This is a genomic window from Dokdonella sp. (assembly GCF_036518555.1).
Lineage (GTDB): Bacteria > Pseudomonadota > Gammaproteobacteria > Xanthomonadales > Rhodanobacteraceae > Dokdonella_A.
On the sequence record NZ_DATDMY010000124.1, the window covers coordinates 1 to 19192 of the forward strand.

18 protein-coding genes are annotated in these 19192 nt (G+C 68.6%); 13 read left to right on the forward strand and 5 right to left on the reverse strand.

Annotated elements, in window-relative coordinates; all coding sequences use genetic code 11:
* Nucleotides 1-1188, forward strand: a 1188-nt coding sequence (locus tag VI238_RS07320; RefSeq protein WP_331649985.1) for an ATP-dependent helicase, incomplete at its 5' end; no start/stop codon positions are given.
* Between the two features lie 102 nt (nucleotides 1189-1290).
* Nucleotides 1291-2172 (forward strand): EamA family transporter, encoded by an 882-nt coding sequence (locus tag VI238_RS07325; RefSeq protein ID WP_331649987.1) that lies wholly within the window; start codon nucleotides 1291-1293, stop codon nucleotides 2170-2172.
* 19 nt (nucleotides 2173-2191) lie between these two features.
* On the opposite strand, the gene VI238_RS07330 is transcribed toward VI238_RS07325, so the two are convergent.
* The gene (locus VI238_RS07330; RefSeq protein WP_331649989.1) at nucleotides 2192-3208 is read right to left on the reverse strand and encodes an AI-2E family transporter; all 1017 of its coding nucleotides are present in this window, start codon (nucleotides 3206-3208) and stop codon (nucleotides 2192-2194) included.
* Nucleotides 3209-3453: 245 nt separating this feature from the next.
* Here VI238_RS07330 and VI238_RS07335 point away from each other — a divergent pair, with 245 nt between their 5' ends.
* From VI238_RS07335 to plsB, 3 genes are all read left to right on the forward strand, one after another.
* Nucleotides 3454-4347, forward strand: a complete 894-nt coding sequence (locus VI238_RS07335) for a 5'-nucleotidase, lipoprotein e(P4) family (protein WP_331649991.1) — start codon at nucleotides 3454-3456, stop codon at nucleotides 4345-4347.
* 346 nt (nucleotides 4348-4693) lie between these two features.
* Nucleotides 4694-5638 (forward strand): hypothetical protein, encoded by a 945-nt coding sequence (locus tag VI238_RS07340; protein WP_331649993.1) that lies wholly within the window; start codon nucleotides 4694-4696, stop codon nucleotides 5636-5638.
* Between the two features lie 101 nt (nucleotides 5639-5739).
* On the forward strand, nucleotides 5740-8271 hold the full coding sequence (gene plsB / locus VI238_RS07345) for a glycerol-3-phosphate 1-O-acyltransferase PlsB (protein ID WP_331649995.1): 2532 nt from the start codon (nucleotides 5740-5742) through the stop codon (nucleotides 8269-8271).
* A 6-nt stretch (nucleotides 8272-8277) separates the two neighbouring features.
* Here the strand turns inward: plsB and VI238_RS07350 are convergent, their stop codons facing one another.
* Nucleotides 8278-8484, reverse strand: coding sequence for a YdcH family protein (locus tag VI238_RS07350; protein WP_331649997.1), 207 nt, complete (start codon nucleotides 8482-8484; stop codon nucleotides 8278-8280).
* A 157-nt stretch (nucleotides 8485-8641) separates the two neighbouring features.
* Nucleotides 8642-10639: a transketolase gene (gene tkt, locus VI238_RS07355; RefSeq protein WP_331649999.1), complete on the reverse strand. Its 1998-nt coding sequence runs from the start codon at nucleotides 10637-10639 to the stop codon at nucleotides 8642-8644.
* 193 nt (nucleotides 10640-10832) lie between these two features.
* On the opposite strand from tkt, the gene ttcA reads away from it, so the two are divergent.
* The 3 genes from ttcA (at nucleotide 10833) to VI238_RS07370 (ending at nucleotide 13612) form a co-directional block, all read left to right on the forward strand.
* Nucleotides 10833-11708, forward strand: a complete 876-nt coding sequence (gene ttcA, locus VI238_RS07360; protein WP_331650001.1) for a tRNA 2-thiocytidine(32) synthetase TtcA — start codon at nucleotides 10833-10835, stop codon at nucleotides 11706-11708.
* A 196-nt stretch (nucleotides 11709-11904) separates the two neighbouring features.
* A complete protein-coding gene (locus tag VI238_RS07365; protein ID WP_331650003.1) occupies nucleotides 11905-12822 on the forward strand; it encodes a recombination-associated protein RdgC in 918 nt (305 codons plus the stop codon).
* A 34-nt stretch (nucleotides 12823-12856) separates the two neighbouring features.
* The gene (locus tag VI238_RS07370; RefSeq protein ID WP_331650005.1) at nucleotides 12857-13612 is read left to right on the forward strand and encodes a SprT family zinc-dependent metalloprotease; all 756 of its coding nucleotides are present in this window, start codon (nucleotides 12857-12859) and stop codon (nucleotides 13610-13612) included.
* A 236-nt stretch (nucleotides 13613-13848) separates the two neighbouring features.
* Here the strand turns inward: VI238_RS07370 and VI238_RS07375 are convergent, their stop codons facing one another.
* Both VI238_RS07375 and hemH read right to left on the reverse strand, forming a co-directional pair.
* On the reverse strand, nucleotides 13849-14706 hold the full coding sequence (locus VI238_RS07375; protein ID WP_331650007.1) for an alpha/beta hydrolase: 858 nt from the start codon (nucleotides 14704-14706) through the stop codon (nucleotides 13849-13851).
* Nucleotides 14693-15808 carry a ferrochelatase gene (gene hemH, locus VI238_RS07380; RefSeq protein WP_331650009.1) on the reverse strand — a complete coding sequence of 372 codons (1116 nt, stop codon included), beginning with the start codon at nucleotides 15806-15808 and terminating at the stop codon, nucleotides 14693-14695. The genes VI238_RS07375 and hemH overlap by 14 nt, the downstream gene beginning before the upstream one ends.
* A 154-nt stretch (nucleotides 15809-15962) precedes the next feature.
* On the opposite strand from hemH, the gene VI238_RS07385 reads away from it, so the two are divergent.
* The 5 genes from VI238_RS07385 (at nucleotide 15963) to tatC (ending at nucleotide 19002) form a co-directional block, all read left to right on the forward strand.
* Nucleotides 15963-16886 (forward strand): hypothetical protein, encoded by a 924-nt coding sequence (locus tag VI238_RS07385; protein ID WP_331650011.1) that lies wholly within the window; start codon nucleotides 15963-15965, stop codon nucleotides 16884-16886.
* Between the two features lie 68 nt (nucleotides 16887-16954).
* Nucleotides 16955-17635, forward strand: coding sequence for a lipid-binding SYLF domain-containing protein (locus VI238_RS07390; protein WP_331650013.1), 681 nt, complete (start codon nucleotides 16955-16957; stop codon nucleotides 17633-17635).
* 38 nt (nucleotides 17636-17673) lie between these two features.
* Nucleotides 17674-17898 (forward strand): Sec-independent protein translocase subunit TatA, encoded by a 225-nt coding sequence (tatA, locus tag VI238_RS07395; protein ID WP_331650015.1) that lies wholly within the window; start codon nucleotides 17674-17676, stop codon nucleotides 17896-17898.
* A 41-nt stretch (nucleotides 17899-17939) separates the two neighbouring features.
* A complete protein-coding gene (gene tatB / locus VI238_RS07400) occupies nucleotides 17940-18248 on the forward strand; it encodes a Sec-independent protein translocase protein TatB (protein ID WP_414650035.1) in 309 nt (102 codons plus the stop codon).
* Entirely contained in the window at nucleotides 18241-19002 is a 762-nt protein-coding gene (gene tatC / locus VI238_RS07405; RefSeq protein WP_331650017.1) for a twin-arginine translocase subunit TatC, read from the forward strand. Before tatB ends, tatC begins: the two co-directional genes overlap by 8 nt.
* Nucleotides 19003-19192: the final 190 nt, after the last annotated feature.

The following is a 19192-nucleotide window of genomic DNA, read 5'->3' on the forward strand; positions in this document are numbered from 1 at the left end:
AAGCTGCGCGTGGTCAAGCTCGAGCAGAACTACCGTTGCGCGCGACGCATCCTGCGCTGCGCGAACAAGGTCATCGCGCAGAACGCACACCTGTTCGAGAAGCGCCTCTGGAGCGAGCAGGGCGAAGGGCCGCCCGTACGCGTGCTCGAATGCCGCGACGACGAACACGAGGCCGAATGCGTTGCCGGAGCGATCGCGCACCTTGCCGAAAAGCACAAGGCGCCGTGGCACGAGTTCGCGATCCTCTATCGCGGCAACCACCAGTCGCGCGCGCTCGAGAAGGCGCTGCGCCTCGCGCGCGTGCCGTACCACGTGACCGGCGGCACCGCGTTCCTCGATCGCACCGAAGTGAAGGACGTGCTCGCCTACCTGCGCCTCGTCAACAATCCCGACGACGATGCGGCGTTCCTGCGCGTCGTGAACCTGCCGCGCCGCGACATCGGCGCGACCACGCTCGAGAAGCTCGGCGAACTCGCAGGCGCGCGCCACGTCTCGCTGCTGCGCGCGGCGCAGAACGACGCCGTGCTCGGCCAGCTCACCGGCCGCGCGGCATCGTCGCTGGTCGCGTTCGCCGCGCTCGTGCGCGAGTTCGCGGCGAGGGCCGAGCGCACGCCTGCGGCGGACCTCGTGGAAGAACTCGTGCGGCGTATCGGCTACGCCGAACACATCGCCGCGCAGGTGAAGGAACCCGCGCTGCGCGAGCGGCGGCTCGAGAACCTCAGGGAACTCGGTGAGTGGTTCCGTGCGATGCAGAAGGAGGGCGCCGCCGGCGACCTCGCCGCGCAGCTCGCGCTGCTCGGCCACGGCGATCGCGACGAGCCCGGCAACGCAGCGCGCCTGATGACGTTGCACTCTGCCAAGGGGCTCGAGTTCCGCTTCGTCTTCCTCGTCGGCGTCGACGACGCGACCCTCCCGCACGAAGGCAGCGTCGAGGAAGGTCGCATCGAGGAGGAACGCCGCCTGCTCTACGTCGGCATCACGCGCGCGAAGGAGCAGCTGTCGCTCTCGTACGCGAAGCGGCGCAAGCGCTTCGGCGAGATCATCGCGAACCGGCCGAGCCGCTTCCTCGACGAACTTCCCGCGGACGACCTGCACTGGTCCGGCCGCGACGCCGAGCAGGACGCCGCGCACCGGCAGGAACTCGCGAGCTCGCACATCGCCCGCCTCGCGAGCTTGCTCGCCGACTGAGCCGCCTGCCCTGCTGACAACGGCTGTCAGCAGGGGTCGCGCGCGGGCGCACCTGCGGACGCGTGTTCTGCGAAGATCGGGCACCGTCCCGCGCCGCCTACCATGCCCACTCGCCCGGACATCACGCGTGTACTGCTCGCGATCGGCGCGTTGCTGGTCGGCATGCTGTCCTACCAGTGCGGGGCGGCGTTGGCCAAGCACCTTTTCCCCGCCGTGGGTGCGGAGGGCGCGACGGCCTACCGGCTCGGCCTCGCTGCGCTCATCCTGCTCGCGTGGCGGCGGCCATGGCGGCGTTCGCATGCGCGCGAGGGCCGACGCGCGCTATGGGCCTACGGTCTCGCGATCGGGGCGATGAACCTCGTGTTCTACCTGTCGCTGCGCACGATCCCGCTCGGCATCGCCGTGGCGCTCGAATTCACCGGCCCGCTGGCGCTCGCGCTGTTCGGCTCGCGTCGCTTCGTCGACTTCGTCTGGATCGCGTTGGTGGTGGCTGGACTGCTGCTGTTGCTGCCCCTGCGCGAACAGACCCGGCCGCTCGATCCGCTCGGCGTCGCCCTCGCGCTCGTCGCGGGAGTCGGCTGGGTTCTCTACATCGTGTTCGGCAGGAAGGCGGGCGTCGCGTACGGTTCGGATGCGGTCGCGCTGGGAACCGCGATCGGCGCGCTGCTCGTGGTTCCGATCGGCTTCGCGCATGCGGGCACTGCGTTGCTGTCGCCGTCGCTGCTGCCGTTCGCGCTCGGCGTCGCCGTGCTCAGCTCGGCGCTGCCGTACACGCTCGAGATGATCGCGCTGACGCGCCTGCCCGCGCGCGCGTTCGGCACCCTGCTGAGTCTGGAACCCGCGCTCGCGGCCGCGGCCGGCGCAGCCTTCCTCGGAGAGCGCCTCGGGCTGCTGCAGTGGCTCGCGATCGCGGCCATCGTAGCGGCCGCGGCGGGCACCGCGCTCGGCGTGCGCGGGCAGCGATCGGAGCCGCCGGCGGCGTGACGACGCGTCCTGCGGCGCTTCAAAGCAGCCCCGAATTGGACAGCTCGCGCTTGAGGTAGGCGTAGTAGATCGGTGCGGCGACCAGGCCGGCGGCGCCGAACGCGGCTTCCATGAACAGCATCGCGATGAGCAGCTCCCATGCGCGCGCGCGGATCTGCGTGCCGACGATGCGCGCATTGAGGAAATACTCGAACTTGTGGATGAGCACGAGGTAGACGAGCGCCGAGATCGCCACGCCGAACGACAGCGACAGACCGACCACGAAGATGAGGGTGTTGGAAATGAGGTTGCCGATCACCGGCAACAGGCCGGCGACGAAGGTCGCGACGACGAGGCTTTTCGCGAACGGCAGGCTGGTGCCGAACAGCGGTAGCACGACGAGCAGGAAAATCGCCGTGAACAGCGTGTTGACCGCGGATATCTTCACCTGCGCGAAGACGATGTCGTGGAACGCGGCGACGAGGCTGCGACAGCGCTGCACGAGCGCCTCGACGAGCGGACCGCGGCGCTTGTCCGGATGCGTCGCCGCATCGGCGAGCGCGACCATCGCGCCGAGCACCATGCCGATCAGGAGGTGCACGACCACGCGCGCGGCCGTCTTGCCCGCGATCTGCAGCTGCGCGGCGTGGGCGCGCAACCATTCGATCGCGGCGGCGCGGAAGTCGTCGATGCTGTCGGGGAGGTGGTTGACCACGACCTGTGGAAGCTGCGCGCGGGCGCGATCGATGAGCGGCATCAGGCTTTCGAACAGCGCTCCCGGCTCGCCGAGTTCGCGGCGCAGGAACGAAACCGCGCCGATGATCGCCAGCGTGAGGAGGCCGACGACGACGACGCTGAGCAAGGCGACGACGAGCCCGTGCGCGCGTGCGCCGGGAAAGTGACGCTGCAGCGGTGGCGCGAGCGCCTCCACGAGCGCGTAGACGAGCAGCCCGGCCAGCAGGGCGGGCAGCAGATGCAGTTCGAGGATGAGAACCAGCGCCAGTGCGGCGAGAACGTACGAGGCGATCTGGGTGCGCGAGCTGATCGAAGGATCCATGGGCGTCCCGTGGGCGTGGCGCAGCGACCGACGGGCGTCCGTGCGAGCGCGTGTGATGCAGCGGCGTGATCTTAGAACCTATCGCCCGATTTCCAGTAGTCCGCGCAGCGTCATCCTGCAGACGAGGAGCGACGGTACACTCCGCGTCCCGATGCGTCCTGCGATCGGGCCGTCTCACCGGCCACGGCAAACCCCGCGCCCGTGTTGTCGGGGCGGTCCTCGCGTTTTCCAATCCCGGAGCCACCATGTCGAATGTCCGCCCGTTCCTGATCGCGCTGTCGCTCGGCGTCCTCGCCGGCTGTGCGACGACGCGCCCGCCACACGGCGCTGCCATCGCAGGGACGGCACCTCAGGCGGTCGCCGGCACCGCAGCGAACGACAACCTCAATGCGGTCGCGTGGACGCAGACGGCGATCGAACACGACCTCGTTTACCGCGAGGTGTATCGCCATGCGGGAGAACAGCTCGTGCGCGCGCTCGCCGAGCACGACTGGGATGCGCTGCCCCGCGACGAACGCACGGGTGATCCACGCGGCCTCGCGCCTGCGGTGATCCTCGACATCGACGAGACGGTGCTCGACAACTCGCCCTACCAGGCACGGCTCGTGCGTGACGGCAAGCGCTTCGACGAATTCAGCTGGGCGCAATGGTGCCGCGAGGAAGCGGCGCAGCCATTGCCGGGCGCACTCGAGTTCGCGCGCCTCGCGGCCGCGCGGGGCGTCACCGTGTTCTATCTCTCCAACCGCGCGCAGGACCTCAACGATGCGACGCTCGCGAACCTGCGCAAGGCCGGCTTCCCGATCGCGGCCGGCGAACGGGTCTTCCTCGGACTCGGCACCGTCGTCGACGGCTGCGAACAGCAGGGAAGCGAGAAAGGCTGCCGGCGCATGCTGATCGGACGCACGCACCGCGTGCTGCTCCAGGTCGGCGACCAGCTCGGCGACTTCATCGACGTGCTCGCCAATTCCCCGCAAGGCCGTCGCGACGCCGCGACCGCTTACGCCGAATGGTTCGGCGAGCGTTGGTTCGTGCTGCCGAACCCGACCTACGGCTCGTGGGAACCGGCGCTGTTCGACAATGATTGGAACCAGCCCGAGCCGCGCCAGCGCGCAGCCAAGCTAGGTAAATTGCGTTACTGATCATGCGGTTGTGGTTAAATACATCACGTATTGCATGAGATGTATCCGCTAAGTACAATCGCGCTCGCGATTTAGCGGTGCACGGTGGACCGTATACCGACGGACAGCCCCCAGAGAACGACGTACGATTTCCTCCTCCGGCACTGCCGGATTCCACCCGGAAGGTTCGCCCTCCGGGTTATTTTTTGCCCGCGCGACCGTGCGCACCGGTCGCACACGATGCTTGCGCCGGCCGGGCGCGATCCGTCACGGCCCTTCCGCGAATGCACGTGCGGAGCCGGCACGGTGGCCGCTGTGCGGGCGCGCTGCTAAAGTTCGCGCCCTTCCAACCCTCTGGGGAACGCTCATGGTCAAGCCTCTGGTCCGCGCGGCGCTCGCGGCGTCGCTGCTCGTCTTCTTCGCCGGCTGCGAACAGAAGCCGGCCGAAACCGCCGTCACGGCACCTGCGGCGGCGACGCCCGACGCGGCGATCCTCGCCTCGGTGCAGCTGGTCAAGCAGGGCGACATCGCCGGCCTGATGCAGAACGCGCTGCCGCCGGCCGACTTCGCCAAGGCGAAGGCCGAATGGGGCAAGGCCAAGGACCAGGAGCCGGTCACCGAGGAACAGCGCACGCAGTTCAACGAGACGATGGCGAAACTGACCGCGCCCGACGCGGAGCAGAAGCTGTTCGCCGAGATCGAACCCAAGCTCAAGGAGTTCGACGCGCAGTACCAGCAGCAGCTGCCGATGTACGCGATGGCCGGCGCTGGCTGGATCAAGAACATGATCCAGCAGGCCCAGACCATGAGCGAAGCCGAGCGTGCGCAGGCGACGGCTGCGGTCGACGCGTTGCAGGCGTGGGTCGTGAAGACGCATTTCACCGACGCCGACTCGGTCAAGAAGGTCATCGCGATCGTCGCCAAGGCCGCGCGCGAGATGAACCTCAAGTCGCTCGACGAGGCGCGCGCGCTCGACTACGACCAGTCGATGCAGAAGGCGCGCATCGCGTTCCTCGCCCTCAAGGACGCGCTCGCGGTGTACGGCTTGTCGATCGACCAGACGCTCGACTCGATCAAGCCGCAGGTGCTGTCCAACGACGGCAAGACCGCTTCGGTGCAGCTGTCCTACACGCTGCTGGGCGCTCCGTTGACCGCGACGACCGAGATGGTCAACGTCGACGGCCGCTGGTACGGCAAGCAGACGATCGAAAAGCTGAAGGAAAACGCGGCCGAGCAGGCGACCACGACGCCGGCCGTGACCGCGCCTGAAAGCCAGGCCGCACCCGCCCCGGAAGCACCGAAGCAGGGCTGACCTTCGCCGCGCCCGTCGCGGCACGCCCATCGGTCGGACGTCGACCCCGCGCACGCAGCGCCGTGCGCGGGGGCATTCGGACATCCTGATAGACTCGACGCATGAACGACACGCAACCGGCGCCGCGCCCGCCCGAGGCCGCGCAGGTGCCCGCCTGGCTCAAGGCGTTCGGCGCGCTGCTGCGCCCCTGGATCCGCATCCGCCGCACGCCTGACGACGTCCACGCAATCCTGCCCGACGACGCGCGGCCGACGGTCTACGTGATCGAGCGCTATGGCCTGTCCGACACGCTGATCCTCGACCAGGCCTGCGCCGAGGCCGGCCTTCCATCGCCCTATGCGGCCGCCGACCGGCTGCCGATCCGGCGCCGCCGCGCGGTGGTCGCGCTTTCGCGTCGGCCGCGCGTGTTCGGACGCCAACCGCACCCGACGCGATCGGAGACGTTGAGCCTGCTCGCCGACATCGTTCGCGCGGACCCCGAACAGGACGTTCGCCTCGTGCCGGTCTCGATCTTCGTCGGCCGTGCGCCCGACCGCGAGTCGGGCTGGTTCAGCGTGCTGTTCTCCGAAAACTGGGTCGTGGTCGGCCGCTTCCGCCGCCTGCTCGCGCTCGCGCTCAACGGGCGCGATACGCACGTGCAGTTCGCCGCACCGGTCAGCTTGCGCGAAGTCATCGCCGACCAGCCCGAAGCCGAGCGCGGCGTGCGCAAGCTGCAGCGGATCCTGCGCGCGCATTTCCGCCGCATCCGCTCCGCGGTGATCGGACCCGACCTGTCGCACCGGCGCACGCTGATCGACGGCGTGGTCAATGCCGCGCCCGTGCAGCAGGCGATCGACGCCAATGCGAGCAAGGAGGGCATCGACCGCGACACGGCGGTTCGCAAGGCGCGCGCCTTCGCGTGGGAGATCGCGGCGGACCAGTCCCATCTCGTCGTGCGCTCGGCGTCGTTCATGCTCACGGGACTGTGGGAGAAGATCTACCGCGGCGTGCACATGAACCACTTCGAGGAGCTGCGCAAGATCGTGCCCGGCCACGAAGTCGTGTTCGTGCCGTGCCATCGCAGCACCACCGACGACGCGCTGCTGCCGTACCTGCTGTACCGGCACGGCCTGCCCGTGCCGCACATCGCAGCGGGCGTGAACCTCAACCTGCCGCTGATCGGGCCGCTGCTCCGTCGTGGCGGCGCGTTCTTCCTGCGGCGCAGCTTCAGCGACCCGTTCTACTCGACGGTGTTTCGCGAGTACATGAGCCAGCTCATCGCGCGCGGCATCTCGCTGATGTATTTCATCGAGGGCGGCCGCTCGCGCACGGGGCGCACGCTCGAACCGCGCGGCGGTCTGCTGTCGATGACCCTGCGCAGCTTCCTGCGCCAGCCGGAGCGACCGGTGGTGTTCCAGCCGGTGTACATCGGCTACGAGAAGATCATGGAGGGCGAGTCCTACATCGGCGAGCTGTCCGGCAAGCCGAAGGAAAAGGAGTCGTGGGGAGCGCTGCTGCGTGGCCTCGGCGCGCTTCGCGACAACTACGGTGCGGTTACCGTGAATTTCGGCGAGCCGCTGTTCCTGACCCCGCTGCTCGACCAGATCGCCCCCGACTGGAAGGGCGCGATCGAGAACCCGGACGCGAAGCCCGCATGGCTCAAGGCCGCGGTGGACACGCTCGGCGAGCGCATCCTCGTCAACATCAATCGGGCCGCGCACGCGAACCCGATCAACCTGCTCGCGGTCGCGCTGCTCGCGACGCCCAAGCACGCGATGGCGGAAGCCGACCTGCTCGCGCAGCTGGACCTCTACAAGGCCCTGCTCGGTTCGCTGCCATACTCCGAACGCGTCACGCTGACCTCGCTCGGCGCGCCCGAAATCATCGCCTACGGCGAAAAAATGCAATGGATCCGCCGCGTCGCGCATCCACTCGGCGATGTGCTCGTCGTCGATGCGAAGCAGGGCGTGATGCTGAGCTACTTCCGCAACAACGTCACGCACCTGTTCGCGACGGCGTCGTGGGTCGCCTGCTGCTTCCTCAACAATCGCCGCCTCGCGCGTACGTCGATCCTGCGCCTCGGACGCCTGATCTATCCGTTCGTGCAGGCCGAGCTGTTCCTGCCGTGGAGCGAGGAGGAGTTCGGCGAGCGCATGCAGAAGACGCTCGATTTCTTCATCGCGCAGGGCCTGCTCGAGGCGGACGCCGACGGACGCATCGTGGAGCGCGGGCCGGGCCAGAGCGACGCGGCGTTCCGGCTGCGCGCGCTCGCGCACACGCTGCTGCCGGCGATCGAGCGTTACTACATCGGCCTTGCGCTGCTGGTGAAGAACGGGCCGCACACGCTCACCGCCGCTGAACTCGAGAACCTCTGCTTCCTCAGCGCGCAGCGGCTGTCGCTGCTGCACGAACTCAACGCGCCGGAGTTCTTCGACCGCAGCCTGTTCCGCGGCTTCATCCAGAAGCTGCGCGAACGGCGCGTCGTCTGGGCCGACGAGGACGGCAAACTCGATTTCGATCTCACGCTCGAGGAAGTCGCCAAGGACGCGCGCGTGATCCTCTCGCGCGAAATCCGCCACGGAATCCTCAAGCTGACGCCCGAAAAGCAGGCCGAACTCACCCGCAACGAAGCGTCGACGTCGACCAAAGCCTGACGCGCTTCACGCATCCAGATCGGGGATCAGCTTGTCTTCGAGATAGGCGATCATGTCCTTGAGCCTGAGCTTGCGCTTCTTCAGCCGCGTGAGCTGCAGCTCGTCGCAGCCGGGGCCGGTCGGCAGGCGCGCGATCGCCGCATCGAGGTCGCGATGCTCGATCCGCAGTTCGGTCAGGCGGCGGACGATGGCGGCGGGATCGTCGGGGAACATGGCATCGCGCAGTCTACCGCAGGGCGGTACGCGCGTAGGTCGGTGCGCGCGTAGCGCGTGCCGCCGCGACGACCGAAGTTTCGCGAGTACGCGGCGGGACTCGCGCCGCGCACTCGATCCGCCCTACGCACTCGACCCTCGCTTCGCGCGCAGCGCCCTACGCGCCCTTCGCCACTTCTGCGACGTGCCTGGGCGTGAAGCCGAAGAACTCGAACAACTGGCCTGCCGGCGCCGATTCGCCGTAGCGATCGATGCCGATGACGCTGCCGTGGCCGCGTACGTACTTCCACCAGAGCGCGGTCGCACCGGCCTCGATCGCGACCTTGCGCACGTCGGCGGGCAGCACGGAGGCACGGTACGCGTCGTCCTGGCGGTCGAACGCTTCCGTCGACGGCATCGATACGACGCGCGTCGGCAGGCCGTCGGCATCGAGCAGCTTCTTCGCTGCGAGCGCAAGGCCGACTTCCGAACCGGTCGCGATCAGGATGCGCGCGGGCGGGCCGTCGCTGTCGGCGAGCACGTAGCCACCGCGTTCGATCGCGGCGATCTGGGCGTCGCTGCGTGGCACGAACGGCAGGTTCTGGCGCGACAGCGCGAGCGCGGTCGGCGCGTCGCGGCGCTCGAGCGCGAGCTTCCAGGCGACCGCGGTCTCGACCGTGTCGCACGGACGCCAGACGTGCAGGTTCGGGATCAGGCGCAACGACGACACCTGCTCGACCGACTGGTGGGTCGGCCCGTCCTCGCCGAGGCCGATCGAGTCGTGGGTGAAGACATGGATCACGCGCTGGTGCATCAGCGCGGCCATGCGGATCGCATTGCGGCTGTAGTCGCTGAAGGTCAGGAACGTTCCGCCGAACGGGATGTAGCCCCCGTGCAGCGCGATGCCGTTCATGATCGCGGCCATGCCGAACTCGCGCACGCCGTAGCTGATGTGGCGACCGGTGCCGCCGCCGCTGAGCAACGGCGCGCCCTTCCAGAGGGTCAGGTTCGAATGGGTGAGGTCGGCCGAGCCGCCGAGCATCTCGGGCAGCGCGGGCGCGAACGCCTCGATCGCGTACTGGCTCGCCTTGCGCGAGGCGACGGTCTCGGCCTTCGCGTTCGCTTCGGCGAGGAGTGCCGCCGCGCGATCGGCGAAGTCGGCCGGCAGCTCGCCCGCGAGGCGCCGCTCGAACTCGGCGGCGCGCTCGGCGTGTTTCGCGCGGTAGCCGTCGCGGCGCGCGTTCCACGCCGCTTCATGCCGTGCGCCCGCCGCACGCGCGTCCCAGGCGGCGGCGATGTCGGCCGGGATCTCGAACGGGCCGTAGTCCCAGCCGAGCGCCTTGCGCGTCGCCGCGATCTCGTCGGCACCGAGTGCTTCGCCGTGTGCCTTCGCCGTGCCCGCGCGGGTCGGCGCACCCTTGCCGATCGTGGTGCGGCAGATCACGAGGCTCGGCTGGTTCGCGTGTTCCTTCGCCTCGAGGATCGCGCGGTCGACCGCGTCGACATCGTGACCATCGATCGGGCCGATCACCTGCCAGCCGTAGGCGCGGAAGCGCGCGGCGGTGTCGTCCGTGAACCATCCCTGCACTTGGCCATCGATCGAGATGCCGTTGTCGTCGTACAGGGCGATCAGCTTGCCGAGCTGCCAGGTGCCCGCGAGCGCGCAGGCTTCGTGCGAAATGCCTTCCATGAGGCAGCCGTCGCCGACGAACACGTAGGTATGGTGATCGACCACGCATGCGTCGTGGGTGTTGAACTCGGCCGCGAGCAGCTTCTCGGCGAGCGCCATTCCGACCGCATTGGCGAGCCCCTGGCCGAGTGGGCCGGTGGTGGTCTCCACGCCCGGGGTCACGTGCACCTCGGGATGGCCCGGCGTCTTCGAGTGCAGCTGCCGGAACGCCTTGAGTTCGGCGAGCGGAAGGTCGTAGCCGGTCAGGTGCAAAAGCGAGTAGAGCAGCATCGAGCCGTGGCCGTTGGACACGACGAAGCGGTCGCGATCGGCCCAGCGTGGATTGGCGGGATTGTGCTTGAGATGGCGCGTCCACAGCGCGACCGCGATCTCGGCCATGCCCATCGGCATGCCCGGATGGCCCGACTTCGCCTGCTCGACCGCATCCGCGGACAGGAAGCGGATCGCATTCGCGAGGCGGGCGGTGTCGACGCTCGGGGTAGTCATGACGCAACTCCGGATGGGCACGCGCGTACCGGCGGCGCCGGGCAGCGGGGCGTGCGGAAGACGGGGGATTCGCCCGGATTCCGTCCCGGTGCGCAGAGGGCGCGGATTTTGCCGCATCGACGGCGGCCGCGGAAGTGAAGCGGGGGCCGCGGCGTATCGGCAGCTGCGACGGCGCGGACTACAATAGGCGGTCATGAACGCGATGCCGTCCCGCAAGCACGACTACGAAGCCGCCAAGCGGGCCAAGCGCCTGCGCCATCAGGTCGGCCAGGCCATTGCCGACTACAACATGATCGAGGACGGCGACCGCGTGATGGTCTGCCTGTCCGGCGGCAAGGATTCGTACACGCTGCTCGACATCCTGCTTAAGCTGCAGGCGAAGGCGCCCGTGCGCTTCGAGCTCACCGCGGTCCACCTCGACCAGAAGCAGCCGGGGTACGATCCCGAGACGCTGCCGCGCTACCTGCGTGGAATCGGCGTGCCGTTCGAGATCCTCGAGCAGGACACCTACAGCGTCGTCAAGCGCGTGATCCCGGAAGGCAGGACGATGTGCAGCCTGTGCTCGCGCCTGCGCCGCGGCTCGCTGTACACGTACGCGGCCGAGCATGGGTACAGCAAGATCGCGCTCGGCCACCATCGCGACGACATCGTCGAGACGATGTTCCTCAACCTGTTCCACCAGGCGACCCTGAAGGCGATGCCGCCGAAGCTGCGCTCGGACGACGGCCGCAACGTGCTGATCCGCCCGCTCGCGTACTGCGCCGAGGACGACATCGCGGCGTACGCCGAACAGCAGGGCTTTCCGATCATGCCGTGCAACCTGTGCGGTTCGCAGGAGAACCTGCAACGCAAGGCGATCAAGGCGATGCTCGCCGAGTGGGAAAGGAAACATCCGGGCCGCACCGAGACGATCTTCCGCGCGCTCGGCAACGTGGCGCCGTCCCAGCTCGCCGATCGCAACCTGTTCGACTTCGCCGGGCTCGGCACGCGGCCGGCCGCGGCGCGCGCGGACGCACGCGCCTGGCTCGCCGGAGCGGAACCTGCAAGCGAGGACGACCGGCCGAGCTGATCGCCCCGACCGCCATCGACCTGCGCGGCCGCCATCCGCTGCCACCCCGATGGCTACCGCAATCCACCTCGATCTTCCTACGACGGCGGGCATCGATTCCCGCTTTCGGCGGGGCGCCGAGTCCGCCAGGCTGTTCGCGAGATCCGACCGCGAACGCCCTTCCTGAACCACCGATTCCGAGCACCGATTCCAGCCCATGTTCTTTCGCAATCTCAGCCTGTTCCGCTTCCCCGAAAGCGTCAGCAAAAACATCAAACATCTGCAAAAAGACCTCGATTCGCACCGATTGCGCGAATGTGGGCCACTCGAACTCGCAACCCGCGGCTTCGTCTCGCCGTACGGGCGCGACAGCGAGGAACTGATGCACCAGACGGGCGCCTTCGCGCTGGTCACGATTGGTGCCGAGGAACGCCTGCTTCCCGGCGTCGTGGTGGCCGAAGAGCTCGCCGGCCGGATCCAGAAGATCGCCGACAAGGAGGGGCGCCGGCCCGGTGCGAAAGAGCGCAAGCGGTTGAAGGAAGAGGTTATTTCAGAACTTCTGCCGCGCGCGTTCATACGCCCGTCACGACTTTCTGCTTACCTCGATGCCGAACATGGCTGGTTCGTCGTCGACAGCGCGAGTCGCAAGGCGGCCGAGGATGCCGTCAGCCAGGTGCGCGAGGCGCTCGGCCGCTTCCCGGCGACGCCGATGGCGCCCTCGGAATCCCCGCGGAACCTGATGACGGGCTGGCTCATAGATGGGAAACTGCCGCCAGGACTGGTGCTCGGCGAGGAGGTCGAACTGCGGGATCCGGCCGAAGCCGGCGCGATCGTTCGCTGCCGTCGGCAGGACCTTGAATCGGACGAAATCCGGGAGCATCTGAAGTCGGGCAAGCAGGTCTTCCAGCTCGGCCTCGTATTCGATGACCGGATGGGTTTCGTGCTCGGCGAAGACCTCGTCGTGCGCAAGCTCCGCTTCCTCGACGTCGTGCTCGACGAGCTCGGTGACGGGAACGCGGAGTCGGCGCGTGCCGAACTCGATGCGACGTTTGCGTTGATGACGCTCGAACTCAAGAACCTGTTCGAGCGATTGGAACAGTGGTTCGGAATTCCCCGCCCGGGCGAGCGCGACTGAAGCGCCGCGCGAGCGGGTCTGTCGGAGAAATGAAGTGGAACTTGCGCACGACTACCTTGAACTGGCGACGCCGGCCGGCGAAACGATCAAGGTGCTGCGCAAGAGCCATCCGCAGGCGCGTCGCCTGCGCCTGACCGTGACGCCGGGCGGTGCGCGCGTCACCTATCCCGAAGGCACGCATCCGGCCCAGGTGTTCGCATTCCTGCGCAAGCATGGCGAATGGCTCGAGCGCAAGCTCGATGAGCTCAGCCTCGGCTCGGCGCCGCCCGCGCTGAAGCCGGGAGCGGCGACCGTGATGCCGCTGCGCGGCGAAACCACGCGTCTGTCGTGGCGCGACGGTGCCTACCCGCAGATCGAGCAGTTCGATGACCGCCTCGTCCTGACACTGCCGCGCCCGCACGGCAAGTCGACCCTGCCTGCGGCGCGCGCGCTGCTGCGTTCGTTCCTCGAGGCACAGATCCGCCGCGACGTGAGCCGCTGGCTCGCGCGCTACTGCCCCGAACTCGGCCGCGCGCCGACCGCGGTGAAACTGCGGCCGCTGAAGAGCCTGTGGGGCAGCCTCGACACGCGCGACCGCGTCACGCTCGACCTCGCGCTCGCGCTCGCGCCCCCCGCGGCGCTGCGCTACGTGGTCGTGCACGAACTGTGTCACCTGCGCATCCGCAGCCACTCGCCGCGCTTCTGGGCGCTGGTCGAGAAGCTCATGCCGGACTGGCGCGAACAGCGCGACTGGCTGCGCCTCAACGGCCAGGCGCTGAAGGCCGAGCTGAGTCGCCTCATACAGGCGTGAATCAAGCGCGGCGCAGCGCCTTGCAGTACGTGGCCGGCGCGATCGTGGGCTCGTTGCTCATCGCCGTGGCGTTCATCGTCGCCGTCAGTCTCGACTGGACCTCGCCCTGAGGCGCGCGTTGGAATTGAATCGCCCGCTGCAAAGATGCTCCCGAAGCAGAAGACTGAAACACGCAGCACACGGAGCACACGGAGCACAGACTGTTGCTTTTGAGCTCTCTTCGTGTGCTCCGTGTTTCAATCTTTCGCTTCGATCATCAGCGCGTCGGCCACCGCCGCGGCGTCCTCGAGATGCAGATGGTGGTGACCCGCGATGCGCGTGACGCGGATGTCAGCGACGCACGCGGCTCGTGCATCCATCATCGCCGACGGCAGGTAGCTCGTCGGCGGATCGGCCAGCACGAGCCGCGTGCGAGCGCGGATGCCGGCGAGCATCGTGCGAACCTGTTCCTCGCCGTACCTCTGCGGGCTCGCGAGCGTGAGCCGCGGATCGCTCGACCAGACATAGCCCCCGTCGACCGCCTGCACGCCGCGCTCGACGATCGCGCGTGCGGCCGCATCGGATAAGTCGTTCGCCATCATGCGTGCCGCAACCGCTTCGTCGAGCGTCGCGAACACGCGCAGCGGTCGCCGTGCGGCGAACGCCGCATGCTGGTCGAGCGCGCGGCGCAGCTGCGGCAGCGCATCCTCGAGCGTCGTCGTGAGCGGACCGAGCGCTTCGATCAACAGCAGTTCGCCCACGCGTTCCGGATAGGCCGCCGCGAACAGGCTCGCGAGCGTGCCGCCGAGCGAATGGCCGAGCAGGTCGACGCGCGGCCAGCCGAAATGACGGAATACGGCGCCGATGTCGTCGAAATAGTCGACGTAGTGGTACCAGGCCCCCGCAGCGATGTGCGAGGAACGCCCGTGGCCACGCAGGTCCAGCGCGATCACCTGCGATCGCGCGGCGAGCAGCGGCGCGAGTTCGTCGAACGATCCCGCATTGTCGAGCCAGCCGTGCAATGCGAGCAGCGGCGGCGCATCGGGATCGCCCCAGCGCTTTGCGGCGAGCGTCGCCGACGACAATTCGATGCGCAGCTCTTCAGCGCTGCGCATCGCGAAGCCGTTCGGCGCGCGCACGGGCCGCGGCTTGCTGCGCGCTCGCGCGCGCCGCGTCCCACGCCGGATCGAACTCGTTCCAGCCCTGGCCATGGCGCAACACGAGATCGGTCAGTGCTGCGACCTGGTCGTCGCCCGCATCGAGCGCGGGGATGTAGTCGAAGCGTTCGCCGCCCGCATGCAGGAAGCGCGCGTGGTTGCCGATCGCGATCTCCTCGAGCGTCTCGAGGCAATCGACGGCGAATCCGGGGCATAGGACCTGCACCTGCTTGATGCCTTCGCCGGGCAGCGCGACGAGCGTCGCATCCGTGTACGGCTGCAGCCATTTCGCGCGGCCGACACGCGACTGGAAGGTGACGAGGAGGTCGGATTCCGCGAGGCCGAGCCGCTCGCGCAGCCGTCGCGCGGTCGCATGGCACTGGCAGAAGTACGGGTCGCCGCGATGCAGGTTCTTCTCGGGGATGCCGTGGAACGACAGCAGCAGCCGCTGGGCGCGACCGTGTCGCTGCCAGTACGCCTCGACGCTGCGCGCGAGCGCCTCGATGTAGAGCGGCTCGGCGTGGTAGTCGCTGACGAAGCGGAGCTCCGGCGGCCAGCGCCAGCCGGCGAACTCGCGCGCGACCGCGTCGAACGCGGACGCCGTCGTCGTCGCCGAATACTGCGGGAACAGCGGCAGCACGAGCAGGCGCCGCACGCCGGCCGCGGCGAATTCCCGCAGCACCGCGCGGATGCCGGGGCGGCCGTAACGCATCGCATGGCGAACGAGGATCGGGCCCGGCCGTTGCGCGCGCAGCGCCGCCTGCAGGCGCTCGGCAAGCGCCGCCGTGCCCGTTGCGAGCGGGGATCCCTCGGGCGTCCAGATCCGCTGGTAAAGCGCCGCCGATCGCGCGGGCCGCACGCGCAGCACGACGCCGTGCAGGATGATGCGCCAGAGCCAGCGCGGCAGTTCGACCACGCGCGGGTCGGCGAGGAATTCGGCGAGGTAACGCCTGACCGCGCGCGGCGTCGGCGCGTCGGGCGTGCCGAGGTTGACGAGCAGCACGCCGGCGGCGACCGGATCACCGTGGCGATGGTTGGAGAGTCCGAAGTAGCGCGGCATCGTGGTTTCGGGCAGGGCGCCGCCGCTGGCGGTCCGGTCAAGGGAAGGGCGCCGGAAGCTAAGGTTTTGACGGCGTTGAAGTTGCTGGGTAGACTCGGGACGCCACCGCGGACGACCGCGGGGCCGACGATTACCATAACGATAACATGCCGCCATGCGCCCACTGACCTGCGTCATCGCAGCAGGGATGCTTGCCGTCGCCGCCGTTCCGGCGCAGGCGGCAACCGCCTATGGAGAGGCGTTCGACACGCTTTACCGCATCGACCTCGACACGCACGAGGCTCAGCCGGTCGGCGCCGCGGGCCGCTATGCCGGTCAATTGATCGGCAACATCAGCGGCCTCAGCACGATGCCCGATGGCTCGCTGTATGCGGTCGCCGGCGGTTTCAAGCTGCTCATCGGCGTCGATCCCGACACGGGTGCGGCCCGCGTCGTCGGCAATTTCGGCCTCGACGGCCAAGGCGATCCGAGCCGCAACGATGCGCTCGATCTCAACATGACGTCGAGCTGCGACGGAAGGCTCTGGCTCGTCTCCGCGGTTGCGAACAAGCTATGGACCGTGAGTCCCGCCGACGGCAGCACCACCCTCGTCGGCGAAACCGGGCACACGGTCACCGGCATCGTTACCCGCGGCGACACGATGTACGGCGCCGGCGGCAAGGGCGACAACACGTTCTACAGGATCGACCCCGCGACCGGCGCGGCCAGCGCGATCGGTGCGTTCGGCCCCGAACTGCAGCGCTGGGTCAACTCGATCTCGATGAGCTTCGATGACGCCGGCACGCTGTGGGCAGTCATCAACTACGTTCCGCCCGAGCACGATACCGACACGCTCGCGGACTGGAGCGACCTCGCGACGATCGATCCCGAGTCGGGGCACGTCCATGTGCTCGGCCCGATCACCGGGCCCGAATCGCTGCGGCAGGTCGGCATCAAGGGCTTCACGACCGGGGCTGCGCAATGTCCACGCGGCAGCGCGCCGGTCGCCGCACCGGCCGCAACGCCACTCGGCCTGGCGGGACTCGCCCTCCTGATCGCGTGCGCGGGCGCACTGCACCGACGTCGCCGGCGCGGCTGAACCGGCTTCATCGCCGGCTCAGCTCGGCACGATTAACGTAGACGGAACGTCATCTACCGGAGTCGTGCATGCGCGCCACCCTGTTCTTCCTCCTTTCGGCCGTAGTCGTGTCGACGGCGCAACAGGCGCATGCGGGCGAAGAGGAGAACAAGCTCGCCGAAAACGCGGTGCGCGTGCTGAAAGAGGTCATGCAGGCGCCCGACAAGGCGATTCCGCAGGACCTGCTCGAGAACGCCCATGCGATCGCGGTCGTCCCCGACGTCATCAAGGCCGGGCTCGTCATCGGCGGCCGCCACGGCAGCGGCCTCGTCGTCGTCAAGACGCGCGATGGCGTCTGGTCGAATCCCGCCTTCGTGAGCATGACCGGCGGCAGCATCGGCTTTCAGGCCGGGGTGTCCTCGACCGACGTGATCCTCGTATTCCGCACCCAGCGCGGCGTCGATTCGATCGTGCACGGCAAGTTCACCCTCGGCGCGGACGCGTCGGCCGCCGCCGGCCCGGTCGGCCGCTCCGCGCAGGCGTCGACCGACGCCCAGCTCAAGGCCGAGATCTACTCCTATTCGCGCGCGCGCGGCCTGTTCGCCGGTGCGGCCCTCGACGGCACCGCGCTCAAGATCGACAACGACGCCAACCAGGCGGTCTACGGCGAAGGCGTGACCGCGCGCCGCATCTTCGAAGGCGGCGTCTCCGGGGTGCCTAACGCGGTGGTCGACTTCCGCGACCTGCTGGAGGAGTACACTACGAAGTAACGCGACGCGCCGCGTCGACCATTTCGTCGGGTAGTCCCATGGGTAGTTTCAGCATCTGGCACTGGTTGGTCCTGCTGGCGATCATCGCCCTCGTGTTCGGCACCAAGAAGCTGCGCAACGTCGGCGAGGATGTCGGAGCTGCGATCAAGGGCTTCAAGAAGGGCATGCAGGACGGCGAAGCCGACCCGGCCCAGCTCAAGGCCGATCCGCCGCCGGCGAACACCGGTGCGGCGAACGGCAGCAAGAACGAGCGCGTCGACTGACGCGCTGGCGCGCGCGAGCGCGCCAGGTTCCGGGAACACGCATGTTCGACGTCGGCTTCAGCGAGATCGCGCTCGTCGCGGTCGTCGCCCTGCTCGTGCTCGGCCCAGAGCGCCTGCCGCGCGTTGCGCGCACGGCAGGGGCGCTCGTGCGTCGCGCGCGCGCGAGCTGGCAGAGCGTGCGCAGCGAAATCGAACGGGAACTCGCCGCGGAAGACCTCAAGAAGTCAATCGACGAGGCGCGCCGCGCCGCCGACGTCCGCGCCGACGTCCACGCGACGGCGGCCGAAGTCGAGGCCGCGGCGCGCGTAAGCCCCGCGCCTCCGCCGCCCGCAGCGTCCAACCATGAGTGAAACCGACCACGACGGCGAGCAGTCGTTCATCTCGCACCTCGTCGAACTGCGCGCGCGCCTGCTCAAGGCGGTCGCCGCGGTGCTGGTCGTGCTCCTCGGGCTCATGCCGTTCGCGAACAAGCTGTACGGATGGCTCGCGCTGCCGCTGATCCGGCATCTGCCCGAAGGCGGCACGATGATCGCGACCGAAGTCGCCTCGCCGTTCCTGACCCCGCTCAAGCTCGCGATCTTCGTCGCGCTGTTCATCGCGATCCCCTTCGTGCTGTACCAGCTGTGGGCGTTCGTCGCGCCCGGCCTGTACCGTCACGAGAAGCGCCTGGCCGTTCCGATCCTCGTGTCGTCGGTGATCCTGTTCTACATCGGCTGCGCGTTCGCGTATTTCCTCGTGCTGCCAGCGGTGTTCGCGTTCATGACCGGCATCGCGCCGGCCGGCGTCGCGGTGACGCCGGACATCGGCCGCTACCTCGACTTCGTGCTCATGCTGTTCCTCGCGTTCGGGCTCTGTTTCGAGGTGCCGGTGGTACTCGTCATCCTCGTCGCGCTCGGCCTCGTCACGCCGGAACAGCTTTCCGCGAGCCGACGCTACGCGATCGTCGGTGCGTTCGCGATCGCCGCCGTGCTGACACCGCCGGACGTGCTGTCACAGACCATGCTGGCCGTGCCGATGTGCCTGCTGTACGAGGTCGGCATCTTCGGCGCCCGCGCCCTCACGCGCCCCGTGCCGCCTCCGCCGGATACTGCCTCCGGCGCCTGACGCGACCGGTCCGGCCGCCCAACCGTCCGTCGCGCGGCCGATGCCGCTTCATGCCCGAGTCCCGGCGCGCCCGGTTACAAAACGTCACACAGTTGGCTGCAGGGGGCTATCGGCCGCCCCCTAATCACAGTTACACTTCTAAAACAGTCAAAATAAAGTGCGCATACACACCGGTGCCGGAGAGAACATG